The sequence below is a fragment of the Pseudarthrobacter sp. 1C304 genome, from assembly GCF_052245515.1.
Taxonomy (GTDB): Bacteria; Actinomycetota; Actinomycetes; order Actinomycetales; family Micrococcaceae; genus Arthrobacter.
This window is the reverse complement of the sequence record NZ_JBQQCH010000002.1, coordinates 102,278-117,995: the sequence shown is the minus strand read 5'-3', so window position 1 is coordinate 117,995 and position 15,718 is coordinate 102,278. Positions and strand designations below refer to the sequence as shown.

Genomic DNA, 15,718 nt, shown 5'->3' with positions numbered 1-15,718 from the left:
ACCGGTCCTTGCCGCCGGCTGTCCACATGGCCCGTGCAGGGCCTTCCGCGGTGCCCGCCCCGGGCGTCATGGTTGTCCCATGGTGGTATCCGCGGACCCTGACCTGTCTCCAGCGGCACCGGCAGCAGCGAAGCACCGGGGCTCCTACCGCCGGGCGCTGGCCCGGCTGGCGGACGGAGCCGCGGCCGCCGCGGCCGAAGTGATGGCGCTTGCTGCGCCGGTTGACTGCGTCTGTTGCGGGGCCGAGGACTTGGCGCTTTGCGGCGGCTGCGAACGGCAGGTCCGGCTGCTGATGCGCACACCGTTCAGGGCAGAAGCGCACGCTCCGGCGCTGATGGACGTGGACGGTTCGGTGCTCCTGCCGGTGGTGGCCGCCGGGGCCTACCGCGCGGAGCTGGCACAAGCCGTGCTGTCTTTCAAGAAGCACGGGCAGGGACAGCTGGCGCGGGTCCTGGCGAAAGGCCTTGCAGGCGCCCTGAGGGCTGCTGCCGGAGCGGGCGAGGGGGTGCTGCTCGTGCCCGTCCCCACCAGCGGCAGGGCCTACCGGAGGAGGGGCTTCAGCCCGGTTCATGTTCTGCTGGGCAGGCTGGACCCCCGCGGTACGCTGCGGGCGGAGCCGCACGCCGGATTCGCCACCGCCCGCGCCCTGGGCAGAACGAGCGGCTGGGCAAAGGGCTGGATAAAGGGCTGGACGACAGGCTGGACAACAGGCCGGACGGCCGGCAGCAGGACCGGCGGGCGGGGAAGCGCGGGGCAGGTGGCGTGGTCCCGGTTCGGCCGGCCCGGGGCCCCCGGAGGATCCGCCGGCCAGAAAGGGCTGGGCCGCGGGGAGCGCGCCGAGCGGGTGCGCGGATCCATGCGGGTCCGCCGCGGGCCGTTCGCACCGGACGTGCGCGGCGTCCCGTGCATCATCGTTGACGATGTCCTCACAACGGGCGCGACCCTCGCCGAAGCAGCCCGCGCGCTGCGGGCCGGCGGCGCACTGGTGAGGGGCGCCGTCGTCCTCGCCGCGACACGCCCGCCCGGCTCTCCCGGCTTCGGCGCGCCCGGCCCCGCCACAGCAGGGGAGCGCCCCGTCAAGGAAAAAAATAAACCAAAAAAGGATGAATAAGAGGTAGCGATGAACTAACGTCGAATATGGGTACCAAGAGAAGATGTACCTGTCGATAGCGGCTCGGAAAGGGGCTCGACTGTCTGTCAGACCAGCCCCAGGAAGTGCCGCTGTCGTGTCACCGAAGTCATTTGGAGGGCACCATGGAGTTCATGATCAGCGGACGCAATTTGACGGTCTCGGACCGTTTCCGCGAGTACGCCGACGAGAAGATCTCGAAGATCGCGTCGCTGGGGGACAAAGTCCAGAGGGTGGACGCGAAGGTTTCCAAGGAGACCAAGGCCCGGCAGACCGACGAGATGCTCACGGTTGAGCTGACCGTCCTGGGACGGGGCCCCGTGATTCGTGCCGAAGCCAGCGCCGCCGACAAATTCGCCGCGTTCGATCTCGCCTACAACAAGCTTCTTGAACGCCTGCGCCGGGCGAAGGACCGCAAGAAGGTCCACCACGGCCGTCACACCCCCAAGTCCGTCACGGAAGCGACGGCGACCCTTGAACCCGCGAGTACCAAAGAGCCCATCTACGAAGAGGCCAACCACTGGCTCGAGCCCAAAACGGCTCCCGCGGAAAAATCGCCCTACGAGGTCGAGAACGACATCCCGGCAGGGGACTCGCCGGTGCTCATCCGCCGGAAGGTGTTCCCCGCCTCATCCCTCACTCTTGACGACGCCGTCGACAACATGGAGCTCGTGGGCCACGACTTCTACCTCTTCGTGGACAAGGAGACCAAGGCACCGTCGGTCGTCTACCGGCGCGAGGGGTGGACCTACGGAGTGATCTCGCTGGACCAGACCTGCGAGCCCGGTGCCGCAGCCCTGGAGGAGAAGATCCTCGCCTACCGTTCCGAGGATGAGCCCGCCACCGCATAAGCTGGTGCTGACCATCCAGCGAAGGGACTGATGTGCAGGAAGTGCTGAGCCTCAAGCAGGCACGGCGGATCGCACTGGCAGCCCAGGGACTGGACAAGGTACGGCCCGCCGGACCCGTGACAGCACGGGCGGTGGGCCGTACGTTTGCCCGGCTGCAGCTGGTGCAGATCGACTCCGTCAATGTTCTGGCCCGGAGCCACTACCTGCCGTTCTTCTCCCGGCTGGGCAACTATGACCGGACCATCCTGCAGCGCATGGCAGGAACGCACCCGCGCCGCATGATGGAGTACTGGGCCCACGAGGCCAGCTTCATCCGGCCTGACCATTTCCAGGACCTGCTCCTGTGGCAGAGCCGCAAATGGGTGGGGGCGCATTCCATGGACCCCGACCTGCGGAACGGCGTCGCCGGGCAGCTCCTTGCGGCGCTCGCCGCGGGGCCGCCCATGACCGCCGCCGAACTCACCGCCCGGCTGGGCCACGTGGAGGACCGCCAGCAGGGCAACTGGGGATGGAACTGGAACACCGTGAAACGGGTCCTGGAGCACCTGTTCGAGGCCGGCCTCATTTCAGCGGCGTCCCGGACGGATTCCTTTGAACGGCGCTACACCCTCACCGCCAACGTCCTTCCCGCCCGGGCGGACGCGGCTCCCGCCGGACCCGCGCCTGGCGCCGGCGCAGGGGGTGACAGCGATCCGGCGGCGGCGATGGTCCGCCTGATCGATGCCGCGGCCCAGGCCCACGGCATCGGCACGCTGCGGTGCTTCGCCGACTACTTTCGGACGCCCCTGCGCGCCTCGGCCCCCGCGGTGGAACACCTCGTTGGTGCCGGCCGGCTGCGGCCCGTCACCGTGCGCGGGTGGAACAAGTCCGTGTACCGGCACGCCGAAGCAAAGCTCCCGCGCACCGCTTCCGGCCGCGCGCTGCTGAGCCCCTTTGATTCGATGGTTTTCGAACGCAAACGACTGGAAGCCCTTTTCGGGTTCCACTACCGGATTGAAATCTATACGCCGGAGCCGAAGCGCCGCTTCGGCTACTACGTGCTGCCCTTTCTCCTGCGCGACGCCATCGTGGCCCGGGTGGACCTCAAGGCCGACCGGGCCGCCGGCCTCCTGCTCGCCAGGGCGGCCCACGCGGAGCCCGGCGCACCGGCCGACACGGCCCGCGAACTCGCCGCCGAGCTGCAGCTCATGGCAGAGTGGCTGGGACTGGAGCGGGTGGTCGTTTCCCCGAGAGGGGACCTGGCGGCGGCGCTCGCGGACGCTGTGTCCGTAGCGGGAAGCGGTGGATCCGCTCTGAGGGAACAGGCGTAACCGGTCCTGTGTCTCTCCCGTAGACTAAACACGCCAGAATTCGGCGGCTTGAGACTGGGAGCAACATCACGTGGCATCACTTATCGAAAAACTTCTCCGCACAGGGGACAAAAAAACCCTGCGGCAACTGCGGAACTATGCCGATTCCATCAATGCCCTAGAGAGTTCCTTCCAGACTTTTACCGACGCGGAACTGCGTGAGGAAACGGACCGGCTCCGTGCACGCCACGCGGACGGCGAAAAGCTTGACGACCTCGTGCCGGAGGCCTTCGCTGCCGTCCGCGAAGCCTCATCCCGCACGCTCGGCATGCGCCACTTCGACGTCCAGCTGATGGGCGGCGCCGCCCTGCACCTGGGCAACATCGCCGAAATGAAGACCGGTGAAGGCAAGACCCTGGTTGCCACCGCCCCCGCCTACCTCAACGCCCTGGCCGGCAAGGGCGTACACGTTGTCACCGTGAACGACTACCTCGCCGAATACCAGTCCGACCTCATGGGCCGGGTTTACCGCTTCCTTGGCCTCACCAGCGGCTGCATCCTGTCCAACCAGGACCCGGCCCTGCGCCGCGAGCAGTACGCCGCCGACATCACCTACGGCACCAACAACGAATTCGGCTTCGACTACCTGCGGGACAACATGGCGTGGGACAGGTCCGAGCTGGTCCAGCGCGGCCACAACTTCGCCATCGTCGATGAAGTCGACTCCATCCTCATCGACGAGGCGCGGACCCCGCTCATCATCTCCGGCCCGGCTCAGGGCGACACCAACCGCTGGTACAGCGAGTTCGCCAAGGTGGTCACCCGGCTCAAGCCCGAGGAGGACTATGAAGTCGACGAAAAGAAGCGCACTGTCGGTGTGCTGGAGTCCGGCATTGAGAAGGTGGAGGACTACCTCGGCATCCACAACCTTTACGAATCCGCCAACACACCCCTGATCGGTTTCCTGAACAACGCCATCAAGGCCAAGGAGCTCTTCAAACGGGACAAGGACTATGTCATCCTCGACGGCGAGGTACTGATCGTCGACGAGCACACCGGCCGCATCCTCGCGGGCCGGCGCTACAACGAAGGCATGCACCAGGCGATCGAGGCCAAAGAAGGCGTCGAGATCAAGGCCGAGAACCAGACGCTCGCCACCGTCACGCTGCAGAACTACTTCCGCATGTACGACAAGCTGGCCGGCATGACCGGCACCGCCGAGACCGAAGCGGCCGAGTTCATGAGCACCTACAAGCTCGGCGTCGTGGCCATTCCCACCAACCGCGACATGCAGCGCATCGACCAGGCGGACCTCGTCTACAAGAACGAGGCCGTCAAGTTCGACGCCGTCGTCAAGGACATCGCGGAACGGCACGCTGCAGGCCAGCCGGTGCTGGTCGGAACCACCAGCGTCGAGAAGAGCGAATACCTCTCCCGGCTCCTGGCCAAGGAGGGCGTCCGGCACGAGGTGCTCAATGCCAAGAACCATGCCCGCGAAGCCGCGATCGTGGCGCAGGCCGGGCGCAAGGGCGCCGTGACCGTGGCGACCAACATGGCCGGCCGCGGTACCGACATCATGCTTGGCGGCAACGCCGAGTTCACCGCCGTCGCCGAACTCGCCAAGCGCGGGCTGGACCCGGAAGAGAACTCCGAGGAGTACGAGGCCGCGTGGCCGGCAGCTTTCGACGCCGCGAAGCAGTCCGTCAAGGACGAACACGAAGAAGTCCTTAACCTCGGCGGCCTGTACGTGCTCGGCACCGAACGGCACGAGTCGCGCCGGATTGACAACCAGCTCCGCGGCCGGTCCGGCCGCCAGGGCGACCCGGGCGAATCCCGGTTCTACCTGTCCCTGACCGACGACCTGATGCGCCTGTTCAACTCCGGCGCGGCGGAACGGCTGATGAACAGCTCGGTGCCGGACGACGTCGCGCTCGAATCCAAGCTTGTCTCCCGCGCGATCGCCTCGGCCCAGGGCCAGGTGGAGGGCCGCAACGCCGAACAGCGCAAGAACGTCCTCAAGTACGACGACGTCCTGAACCGCCAGCGCGAAGCCATCTATGGCGACCGCCGCCGCATCCTTGAGGGCGACGACCTCCACGAGAAGGTCCAGTACTTCCTGGAAGACACGATCACGGCGTTCATCGACGAAGCCACCGCCGAGGGCACCGGGGACGACTGGGACTTCAACCTGCTCTGGACCAACCTGAAGACCCTGTACCCCGTGACCGTCACGCCGCGCGATCTGATCGACGAGGCCGGCGGAAAGTCACGGATCACCGTGGACTTCCTCAAGGAAGAGATCCTGTCCGATGCCCGCCTGGTTTACCAGGCCCGCGAGGACGCCATTGGCAACGAGAGCATGCGCGAGCTTGAGCGCCGCGTCGTCCTGTCGGTGATTGGCCGCAAGTGGCAGGAACACCTCTACGAGATGGACTACCTCAAGGAAGGCATCGGCCTGCGGGCGATGGCCCAGCGCGACCCGCTGGTGGAATACCAGCGCGAGGGCTTCATCATGTTCCAGGCCATGATGGAGGCCATCCGGGAGGAAAGCGTCGGCTTCCTGTTCAACCTTGAGGTTGAGGTGACGCCCGCCGAGGACGTCGTCGTCGCGGACGCGGCCGGCCAGCACACCGAACACCACGAGCCGCAGATCCGGGCGGCAGGGCTGGAAGCGCCCGAGCGGCCCGCCCAGCTGCAGTACACGGCCCCGGCCGAGGACGGTTCGGCGCAGACCCGGGTCGAGGCCAAAGCCTCCGGACGATCCGGCAACCCGGCCAAGGCCGCAGCCCAGGACGCCCCGCGCCGTGCGAACAGGAAAAAGCGGCGCTAACTGATCGGCTGGTGGCAGCCCGCCCGTCAGAGGGGCGGGCAGGGACCCAGAAGTAGAGGACCGGAGCAGTGCACATGCTCCGGTCCTCTTTTTGCTGCCGGTTCCTCCTTTCGTCGGTGTGCCAGCAAGCCTTCGGCGCGCGCCGCGGACGGTTGGCCGCGGGTTATCCGTCAGCCGATTTCCAGCACGGTGACGCGCCAGGAAACCCTGCTGCGCTCCAGCCTCAGGGCGACGGCCCGGACCCGCAGCTCCTCGACCACGACGGCGCTGGCCTCATACACGTCGTCGGATACCCGGCAGGCCCGGACCGAGCGGACAGAAGGGTTGTGGTGCAGCCGGCCCGCAGTGGGTGAGGACCCGCACGGCACCCGGCGGGTCAGCGCGGCCCGGTGCTGCAGGGCCGCGAGGCAACGCTCGTCGAGACGCCGGGCCAGTTGCTGCGCCGGCCGCGTGCCGGCCAGCACTTCGACGGCGGCCTGCACGGTGCTGCGGGAAATCGCGCAAACCTCCCGTTCTTCATCCGCCACCCGTCGCAGCGGCGCCGCCGCCAGGTCAGGGCGGGGAAGGGCATCCGGCGGGACGGCCGTCACTCCGGCACCGGGCACCAGGCGCAGCGGCGGAGCCGGTGGTACGGGGGATTCCCCAGCGGGTGGGTGGTTGTCCGCCGCGGCGCGGCGGCTGGTCATGGCACTCATGGGGCTTCCTTTGCGGGTGGCTGGTGCGGGATTGGTGCAGGGACTGCGGTGCGGGGAGGGCGGTTCAGAGTGCGGGCGGCAGCCTCAGGATCTGGCCGGGCCGCAGGAGGTCGGGGTTGCCGCCGATGACGTCTTTATTGGCCTGGTAGATCCGCGGCCAGTCCACAGCGATGTCCACGTCGGAGGCGAACGGACCGAGCCGGGCCGCCGACAGGCTCCACAACGAATCCCCGGCGCGGACCGCCACCTCCGATCCCATGACCGGCCGGCTCTCCGGGCGGTGGTGCGGCCCCGCCAGCGGGCCGGGTTCAACGGCGGGGCTGAGCGGCTGCCAGTGCGGCTGGACGACCGGTGCGCTGCCCGGGAGCCCGGGGGAGTCCCCGGTCCCGGGCGGAAGGGGCGCCGGGGTCCAGCCGGGTGAAGCGGCAGGGGAGGATATGGTGCCGGGAGCCGGCTGCACGGTGGAGGCTGTCGCGAGCGGCGCGGTGAGCAGCTGGATCCCGACGGCGGCCAGCGCGAGCCGGCGCATGAAGGCCGGGGCGAATTTTCCGGTGGCCGCGGCGGCCCGGACCCTGCCGCTGCGCTCCAGCAGTGCCGCGGCGACGGCAATTGCCAGCGACATGGCCCACCAGAGGGTCAGAATCAGGCCGGCCGTGTTCGCCACCACGCCGAGCTGGTCCTCAAAGCCGAACGACTGGTGGCCTGCCGACGACGACCGCCAGCGCTGCACCATGCTGCTTCCGGTTCCTGCGAGGACCAGCCCCAGCGCCAGGATGACGGCAGCCATGGCCGCGTCAGCCGACGCGACGTGCCGGCGCCGGGGATTCGGGAGTTCCGCTGTCTTCATGAGCCGCCGCCTCACCATCATTCGGTTCGTTTAATGCATTTTGGTGCTGTTTGATGTGCTTAGAGCCAGTGTGATCCCGGTGCGTCCGATTTGTCCAGAGTTGATTTCGATTCCCTCCGGTTGACCCCTCCCGGGGGCTGGCCTACGCTGGCGCCATGCGCTGGGATGCCCTCTTTGACGACCTGGAAAGCCAGATGGCTGCCGGGGAGCGCCTGGACCTTGACTCGGAAATTACTGAGCGGGCCCGGGCAGAGGCGTCCGCGGTGGAGCTCGCCGACAGGCTCCGCGGTTCGCTGGGGCTGGCCATTTCGGTGCAGCTCGCATCCGGATCAACCGTCGAGGGGACCCTCAGTCACGCGGGCAGCCAGGCGCTGGTGCTGGATGAACCACGGCACCAGGTGCTGGTTCCCTATGCGTCGGCGGTCCGCTACACCGGGCTGTCCCGGCTGGCGGTGGGCGAGCCGTCGCGGGTGCGGCAACGGCTGGGACTGGCCAGTGCGCTGCGCGCGCTGGCGAGGGACCGCGCCGCCCTGGCCGTGATCGTTTCAGGCGGCCCTACGGGGGAAACCACGTTCCACGGCGTGATTGACAGGGTCGGGCGCGACTACCTCGACCTTGCTGTCACCGGGGCAGGCGAGGAGCGCCGTGCGGCCAACGTCCTCCAGCTGGCAACGATTCCGCTGTCCGCCCTGGCCGGGATACGGTCGGCAAGAACCTTGGGCCTTCCTGCACACGGCTGACCGGAAGGACTGCCGGGCGCGGAGCCTGCAGTCCGGGGTCAGGCCGCCTTACCGGGACTTGGACTTGGCTTCCTGGATCATCCGGCTGGCCTCGGCATACCGTTCCTCGATGTACTGCTCCAGCATCTTTTCCTCAACACGCCACTGGCCGCGGCCGCCGACCTGGATGGCCTTGAGTTCGCCGCTGCGTACCAGCGCGTAGGCGGCAGGGGCGTTGATCTGGAGCTGCTCTGCGACGTCGGCAAGGGTCAGGAATCGGGGCATAAGACCAGTTTGCCACCGATGGCCCCGTCTGGGGCGGTTATCCACAGTTTGCACCTCCTTGCCGTGAGGCCTTCCCGTCCGGGCGGGAAGGGGTGAGAATGATGGTGCCCGGCCGGACCCGGGCGGCGACTACGGGGGGGAGCAGGCGCATGAGTGCGAGCACGGAGGCCGGCGTTGCCCGGCTGAAGAAGCCGTCGTGGAAAGATCCAAAGCTCCTGGTCGGCATCCTGCTGGTCCTGGCCTCCGTCGCCGGGGTGGTCTCCCTGGTCGGGGCCGCCGACCAGACGGCCGAGGCTTACACCGCGCGGGAGCCGATCGCCGTCGGCGAAAAGCTGACGGTGGACAAACTGAACCGCGTCAAAGTGCGCCTGGGCGACGTCGAACAGCACTACCTGACCCCCGCTACCGGCGTGGCGGAGGGGCTCGTGGCAGCCCAGCGCATCGGCAAGGACCAGCTGGTGCCGCGCGGGAGCCTCGGGCAGCCTGACGGCCAGGGCCGGAAACCGGTCGCCGTCACCGTTGAGGAGGCCCTGCCGGCGCAGGCGGTGGCGGGCTCCCGGGTGGATGTCTGGGTGGCGTTGCCCGATGCCCGCAACGGTTTCAGCCCGCCGTCGCTGTTGCTGCCGGGCGCGGAAATCGCCCAGGTCACTCCGGGCAGCACTGCCCTGGGGTCCGCGCGGTCCACCGTGGTGATGGTGCTGGTGGAGGACGGACAGATGCCGGACCTGCTCGGCGCGCAGGCCAACAAGGCAAAAATCTCCGTGGTCTGGAACCCAGGGGGCACAAGCCGATGAATATCCCGGTCGTCACTGTCGGGGACTCGCGGGAAGACCTGGTGGGCCGGCTGGAACGGCTCCACGGGCCGGTGTCCGTGGTGCGGCGCTGCCACGAGCTGGCGGAACTGCTGGCGGCCTGCCAGAGCGGCCTGGCCCGGGCCGCGGTGGTGGCCGAGGGCAGCGAGGAGCTGACGGCGTCGCTGGTGGACCGGCTTGCCGCCGTCGGAGTCGCCGTTCTCGCACTGACCGATAATCCGGAGGAGAAGTCCCGGCTCCGGGGGATCGGTGTGGCCGCCGAAGTGACCTGGGTTGATGCCGAGGCGCTGGCCGGCCGCATCGAGGGGGCGGTCGCCCAGCTTGCCGGAGCCGGCCTGCGGGCCGGGCGCGCTGATGGCATTGGCAGCGCCAGCCCGGGCAGCGCCTACCTTGGCGGTGACATGGCCGGCCCGGCCGGCCGCACTGCCTGCGACGGTCCCGCGGAATCCACGGGCGGGCAGATCATTGCAGTGTGGGGACCCGCCGGCGCGCCGGGGCGGACCATGATCGCGGCCAACATGGCGGCAGAGCTGGCGGCCGAGGGAAAATCGGTGCTGCTGGTGGACGCCGACAGCTATGGGGCCAGTGTCGCGTCGATGCTCGGGCTCCTGGACGAGGCGGCCGGCCTCGCCCAGGCCTGCCGCCTCGCAGACCAGGGCCTGCTCGACGCCGAGGCGCTGCTCAGGATTGCCACGCCGGTGGCCACCAGGACGGGAACCTTCCGCGTCCTGACCGGAATCACCCGCGCGGACCGCTGGACCGAACTCCGCGCGGCCGCGCTCTCGCTCGTCCTGGCCCGGGCCCGGCAGGTCGCCGAGTTCACGGTGATTGATACCGGTTTTTGCCTGGAATCCGACGAGGAGCTCAGCTTCGACACCATGGCGCCGCGCCGGAATGCCGCCACGCTGACCAGCCTGGAGCTGGCGGACACGGTGTTCGCCGTCGGGGCAGCGGACTCGATCGGCGTCCCGCGGCTCGTCCGAGGACTCGCGGAGCTTGCGTCGGCAGTTCCGCCCGCCTCGCCGCGGGTGGTGCTGAACAAGGTGCGTTCGTCCGCAGTGGGACGGTCCCCGGAGCGGCAGCTGCGTGAGGCATGGGAACGGTACGGGCCCGGCGTCCCGGTGTCCGCCTTCCTCCCGGCGGACCCGGTGTCCAGCGATGCGGCCCTGCTCTCGGGGTCGCTGCTGCTGGAGGCTGCACCCGACTCGTCCCTCCGGAAGGGCATCGCTGAACTGGTTTGTGCACCCGTCCAGCAAAATGTCCGTTCCTCTGTAGTCTCCTCCACAGCGAAGCGGTTCCTAAAGGGCTAGGCTCGCCATGAGGGGTGCAACGAAGCGCCCGCGAACTTGTCTGATGGAGGCGTTTGTCGATGTCGTCTGGGTCCAGCGTGGAGGATCAACCCGTTTCGATCGGTGCCGGAGAAGGCTACCTGAAGGATTACTACGAGCACCTCGCCGAAGAGGACGCCCGTGCGTACCCCGGGGAGTTGCTCGCAGCGCGGGCAGAGACGCACCGTGCCACCGCCGAGCACCGGTTCCCGGGGAGCGCCAGCATCACCATCGCCGACGAGGCTGAGCGCAGCGTCGTGTACATCGTCACCGACGATATGCCCTTCCTCGTCGACTCGGTGAACGCGGAACTGGTCCGGCAGAACGCCCCGATCCACCTGGTGATGCATCCGATGTTCGTCGTGACGCGCAACCGGGAGAGCGGCCGGCTCGTCAAGGTCCCACGGGTGCCCTCGCACCTGGGCATCTCCAGCGGCGACACGGCGGCGATGCCCAACCTGTCCCACCTGATCGCCCAGGGCGACAACGCCTCGCACATGGAGTCGTGGATCGCCGTCGAAATCGACCGGGTGGGAGACGCGAAACGCGCGGCGCTCACCGAGGGAATCGGGCGGGTGCTCGCCGATGTGCGCGCCGCCGTCGAGGACTGGGCGAAGATGCGGCACCAGGCACTCCGGATCTCCGAGGACCTGGACAAGCTCGCCAACCCGGCGCAGATCGCAGAACTCCGCCAGGCCCAGGAACTGCTGCGGTGGCTCGACGACGGGAACTTCACCTTCCTCGGCTACCGCGAATACGACCTGAAGAACGAATCCGGCGAAGACGTGCTGGAACCGCGGGAGGAGAGCGGGCTGGGGCTGCTGCGCGGCGGCGCCGACACCCCGCACCAGATCCAGCACCTCACCGAGACAGGCCGGAAGAAGGCCCGCGAGAAGCGCGCCCTGGTGATCACCAAGGCCAACTCCCGCTCCACCGTGCACCGCTCGGCGTACCTGGACTACATCGGCGTCAAGAGCTTCGACGCGAACGGCAACGTCAACGGCGAGCGCCGCTTCATCGGACTGTTTGCCACCACCGCCTACTCCGGATCCGTGCGGGAAATCCCCGTGGTCCGGGAGAAGGTCGCCGCCGTGCTGCGGGATGCGGGCTTCCCGCCGGACTCCCACTCCGGCAAGGACCTGCTGGGCATCCTCGAAACGTACCCGCGCGATGAGCTCTTCCAGATCGAAATCCCCGACCTGGCCGCCATTGCCACCGGCATCCAGCGGCTGCAGGAACGGCGCCGCACCCGGCTGTTTCTCCGCCCGGACATCTATGGCCGCTTTATGTCCGCCCTGGTCTACCTGCCGCGCGACCGCTACACCACGAACGTGCGCCTGCGCATCGAGGAAGAGCTGCGCGCAACCTTCGACGCCGTCTCCATCGACTACGAGGCCCGGATGACCGAGTCCGCGCTGGCCCGGCTCTTCTTCCGGATCCGGCTGCCCAAGAACGCCGACGTCGGCAACGTCAACACGGACGAGCTGGAGAAGCGCCTGGTCCGCGCCGCCCGGTCCTGGAGCGAAGGCATCACTGAGGTCCTGCGCGCACGCGCCGCTGACGGCGGCAAGGATGAGCACGCCGAGGAGTTTGCCGCCGTGTGGGCAGAGGCCTTCCCGGCCAGCTACCGCGTCGACTACGAAGTGGAGGATGCCCTGGAGGACATCGCCCGCTTCGAGAAATTCGGCGCCGGAGGCGCGGAATCCGCAAAGGAACACCCCGGCGTCCATGTCTACCTCCCCGAAGGGGCCGGAGCGACCCTGGAAGAGGACGCCCGCGTCAAGCTCTACATGCTCGAGCCCAAGAGCCTGAGCCAGATCCTGCCGTACTTCCACAACCTGGGCCTGGAAGTGCTGGACGAGCGGCCGTTCGAGATCGAAACCGCGGACCACCGCGACTTCTTCCTGTACGACCTGGGCCTGAAGTACCCGGCAGGCGTGGACCCGGTCAAGACCGGCCAGCTGCTGGCGGACTCCTTCGGCGCCGCTGTTTCCGGCGCCGTCGAATCGGACAGCTTCGACCGGCTGGTGCTCCGCGAGGGAATGCACTGGCGCCAGGTGATGGTGCTGCGTGCCTACGCCAAGTACATGCGGCAGATGGGCAACACCAACTCCTACGGGTTCCTCTCCGACACGCTGCTCGCGAACCCGGACGTCAACCGCGGACTCAGCGCCCTGTTCGAGGCCCGGTTCGATCCCGCGCTGGCCGAGGACGAGCGCCGGCTCCGGCAGAAGGAGGTCATCGAGGGACTTGACGTGGCAATCGAACGCGTCGCCACCCTCGACGCCGACCGCGTGCTGCGCACCTTCAAGAACCTGATCCAGGCGACCCTGCGGACCAACTACTACCAGAACAAGCCGCACCTGAGCTTTAAACTGGACCCGGCAGGCATCGACGGTCTGCCGTCCCCCCGGCCCATGTTCGAAATCTGGGTCTACTCTCCCCGCGTCGAAGGCGTGCACCTGCGATTCGGCAAGGTGGCCCGCGGCGGGCTGCGCTGGTCTGACCGGCGCGAGGACTTCCGCACGGAAATCCTCGGCCTGGTCAAGGCCCAGACGGTCAAGAACGCCGTGATCGTGCCCACCGGCGCCAAGGGCGGGTTCTACGCCAAACAGCTCCCGGACCCGGCCGCGGACCGCAGCGCCTGGATGGCCGAGGGCGTCGAAAGCTACAAGACCTTCATCCGCGGCCTCCTGGACGTCACCGACAACCTCGTTCCGACGCCGGAGGGCGAGCGGCTGGTGCCGCCGGCCGACGTCGTGCGGCACGACGACGACGATTCCTACCTTGTGGTCGCGGCCGACAAGGGAACAGCGTCGTTCTCCGACATCGCCAACGGACTGGCGGCGGAGTACGGCTTCTGGCTCGGTGACGCTTTCGCCTCCGGCGGGTCGGTCGGCTACGACCACAAGGCCATGGGCATCACCGCCCGCGGCGCCTGGGAGTCGGTCAAGCGCCACTTCAGCGAGCTGGACCTCGACACCCAGTCCGAGCCGTTCACGGTGGTCGGCGTGGGTGACATGTCCGGTGACGTGTTCGGCAACGGCATGCTGCTGTCCCGGCACATCCGCCTGCTCGCGGCCTTCGACCACCGGCACATCTTCCTCGATCCCACGCCGGATGAGGCTGCCTCGTTCGCCGAACGCCAGCGGCTCTTCGAGCTGCCACGTTCCTCCTGGGACGACTACAACAAGGCGCTGATCAGTGAAGGCGGCGGGGTGTACGCCCGCACGGCTAAGTCGATTCCGGTCTCCGAGCAGGTCCGGGCGGCGCTCGGCCTGCCTGACGGAACCACCCAGCTGAGCCCGCCCGAACTGCTGCGTGCGATCCTGCTGGCGCCCGCCGACCTGCTTTACAACGGCGGCATCGGCACGTACGTGAAGGCCGCCACGGAGACGAATGCGGAGGTGGGCGACAAGGCCAACGATGCCATCCGCGTCGACGGCCGGGACCTGCGCGTCAAGGTGGTCGGCGAAGGCGGCAACCTCGGCATGACCCAGCGGGGCCGCATTGAGGCCGCCCTCCAGGGCGTCATCCTGAACACCGACGCGATTGACAACTCCGCCGGTGTGGACTGCTCCGACCATGAGGTCAACATCAAGATCTTCGTGGACCGGATGGTCGCGGCCGGGAAGCTGGACCCGGCCGAGCGTTCGGAGTTCCTGGCGTCCATGACCGATGAGGTCGGCCGGCTGGTGCTGGAAGACAACATCGACCAGAACATCCTGTTGCTCAACGACCGGATGCGGGTCGCCGAATGGAGCCCCAGCTACGAACGCCTGATGGACTGGCTGGAGAAGCACGCCGGGCTGAAGCGCGACCTGGAGGCCCTGCCGACGACGGACACCCTGCGTGAGCGGCTGGAGCAGGGCCAGGGCCTGACCTCGCCCGAGCTCTCCGTGCTGGCGGCGTACGCGAAGATCGAACTCGCCTCGGCGCTGCGCGACAGCGACCTGCCCGACGATCCGTGGTTCCGCGAAACCCTGCGCGCCTACTTCCCGCAGCAGCTGCGGGACCGGTTCGACGCCGACCTCGACACCCATCCACTGCGGCGTGAGATCATCGCGACGGTGGTGGCGAACGACATGATCAACATGGGCGGCATCACGTTCGCGTTCCGCGCCATGGAGGAGACCTCGGCCACCGAAGCCGCCGTGGCCAAGACGTTCGTCGCGCTCCGTGAAATCTACGAGCTCGACGTGATGGTCGGGGAACTCAACGAGCTGCCCGCGTCCTTCCCCACGGAGCACTGGTGCACCGTCCACCTGGACATCCGCCGGCTCCTGGACCGGGCCGTGCGGTGGGTCCTGAGCCAGGGCAACGCATCCCGGCCGATTGCCGAGATCGTGGGCGAGTTCAAGCCGCTGATGGACCCGATGCGGGCGCGGCTGCTGGACTACCTGCGCGGCGACGACCGGGTCCGGGTGTCCGAATGGCTGGAAAAGGCGCGCGGCTGGGACCTCCCTGAGGACCTCGCCCACCGCTGGGCCGAGCTGTTCGAGAGCTTCGTCCTGCTGGACATCGCCAAGATCGTCCACGTCAGCACAGAACCGGTCGAGAACATCGCGCATGTCTACTACACAGTGTTCAACCGCTTCCACGCCGACTCCCTGCTCGAACGCATCACCAAGCTGCCCCGGGAGGACCGCTGGCAGGCCCTGGCCCGCGCGGCCCTCCGCGACGATCTCTACTCGACCGTCTCGGACATGACGACGGCGGTGCTGGAGGCAACCTCTGCCGACATGTCCGCAGAGGAACGGCTGGCGGCGTGGGAAGGCCAGAACGTGGAGCAGCTGGAGCGCGCGAAGAGCATGTTCGACGAGGTGAACGCCCTCGAAGCCGATGACATGGCGTCGCTGTCGGTAGCATTGAGGCTCTTGAGGTCAATCGTCCGACGCTAGGCAGCAGCCGCTGCCGGCGTCGCAAATGGAGG

The 15,718-nt window shown here is 68.2% G+C and carries 11 protein-coding genes; 8 read left to right on the top strand and 3 right to left on the bottom strand.

Annotated features, from left to right (window positions below; translation table 11 throughout):
• Positions 1–79: 79 nt before the first annotated feature.
• From ACTWQD_RS04590 to secA, 4 genes are all read left to right on the top strand, one after another.
• Positions 80–1,111, top strand: a complete 1,032-nt coding sequence (locus ACTWQD_RS04590; RefSeq protein WP_443195009.1) for a ComF family protein — start codon at positions 80–82, stop codon at positions 1,109–1,111.
• Between the two features lie 143 nt (positions 1,112–1,254).
• Positions 1,255–1,980: a ribosome hibernation-promoting factor, HPF/YfiA family gene (gene hpf, locus ACTWQD_RS04585; RefSeq protein ID WP_066432764.1), complete on the top strand. Its 726-nt coding sequence runs from the start codon at positions 1,255–1,257 to the stop codon at positions 1,978–1,980.
• A 32-nt stretch (positions 1,981–2,012) separates the two neighbouring features.
• A complete protein-coding gene (locus ACTWQD_RS04580; protein WP_443195008.1) occupies positions 2,013–3,290 on the top strand; it encodes a winged helix-turn-helix domain-containing protein in 1,278 nt (425 codons plus the stop codon).
• 70 nt (positions 3,291–3,360) lie between these two features.
• On the top strand, positions 3,361–6,099 hold the full coding sequence (gene secA, locus ACTWQD_RS04575; protein WP_443195007.1) for a preprotein translocase subunit SecA: 2,739 nt from the start codon (positions 3,361–3,363) through the stop codon (positions 6,097–6,099).
• Positions 6,100–6,269: 170 nt separating this feature from the next.
• Here secA and ACTWQD_RS04570 read toward each other — a convergent pair whose 3' ends face one another.
• Both ACTWQD_RS04570 and ACTWQD_RS04565 read right to left on the bottom strand, forming a co-directional pair.
• Positions 6,270–6,794: an Rv3235 family protein gene (locus tag ACTWQD_RS04570; protein ID WP_443195006.1), complete on the bottom strand. Its 525-nt coding sequence runs from the start codon at positions 6,792–6,794 to the stop codon at positions 6,270–6,272.
• Positions 6,795–6,858: 64 nt separating this feature from the next.
• Positions 6,859–7,641: a LysM peptidoglycan-binding domain-containing protein gene (locus ACTWQD_RS04565; RefSeq protein ID WP_443195005.1), complete on the bottom strand. Its 783-nt coding sequence runs from the start codon at positions 7,639–7,641 to the stop codon at positions 6,859–6,861.
• Positions 7,642–7,796: 155 nt separating this feature from the next.
• Between ACTWQD_RS04565 and ACTWQD_RS04560 the strand changes: the two genes are divergently transcribed.
• A complete protein-coding gene (locus tag ACTWQD_RS04560; protein ID WP_443195004.1) occupies positions 7,797–8,381 on the top strand; it encodes a hypothetical protein in 585 nt (194 codons plus the stop codon).
• A 48-nt stretch (positions 8,382–8,429) separates the two neighbouring features.
• Here ACTWQD_RS04560 and ACTWQD_RS04555 read toward each other — a convergent pair whose 3' ends face one another.
• Positions 8,430–8,645 (bottom strand): helix-turn-helix domain-containing protein, encoded by a 216-nt coding sequence (locus ACTWQD_RS04555; RefSeq protein ID WP_066432775.1) that lies wholly within the window; start codon positions 8,643–8,645, stop codon positions 8,430–8,432.
• Positions 8,646–8,794: 149 nt separating this feature from the next.
• Here ACTWQD_RS04555 and ACTWQD_RS04550 point away from each other — a divergent pair, with 149 nt between their 5' ends.
• From ACTWQD_RS04550 to ACTWQD_RS04540, 3 genes are read left to right on the top strand one after another with little or no spacing between them, the layout of a single operon-like run.
• Entirely contained in the window at positions 8,795–9,439 is a 645-nt protein-coding gene (locus tag ACTWQD_RS04550; RefSeq protein ID WP_443195003.1) for a hypothetical protein, read from the top strand.
• Positions 9,436–10,767 (top strand): AAA family ATPase, encoded by a 1,332-nt coding sequence (locus ACTWQD_RS04545; protein ID WP_443195002.1) that lies wholly within the window; start codon positions 9,436–9,438, stop codon positions 10,765–10,767. Before ACTWQD_RS04550 ends, ACTWQD_RS04545 begins: the two co-directional genes overlap by 4 nt.
• 59 nt (positions 10,768–10,826) lie before the next feature.
• Complete coding sequence (locus ACTWQD_RS04540) at positions 10,827–15,686, top strand: NAD-glutamate dehydrogenase (protein ID WP_443195001.1); 4,860 nt, start codon at positions 10,827–10,829, stop codon at positions 15,684–15,686.
• Positions 15,687–15,718: the final 32 nt, after the last annotated feature.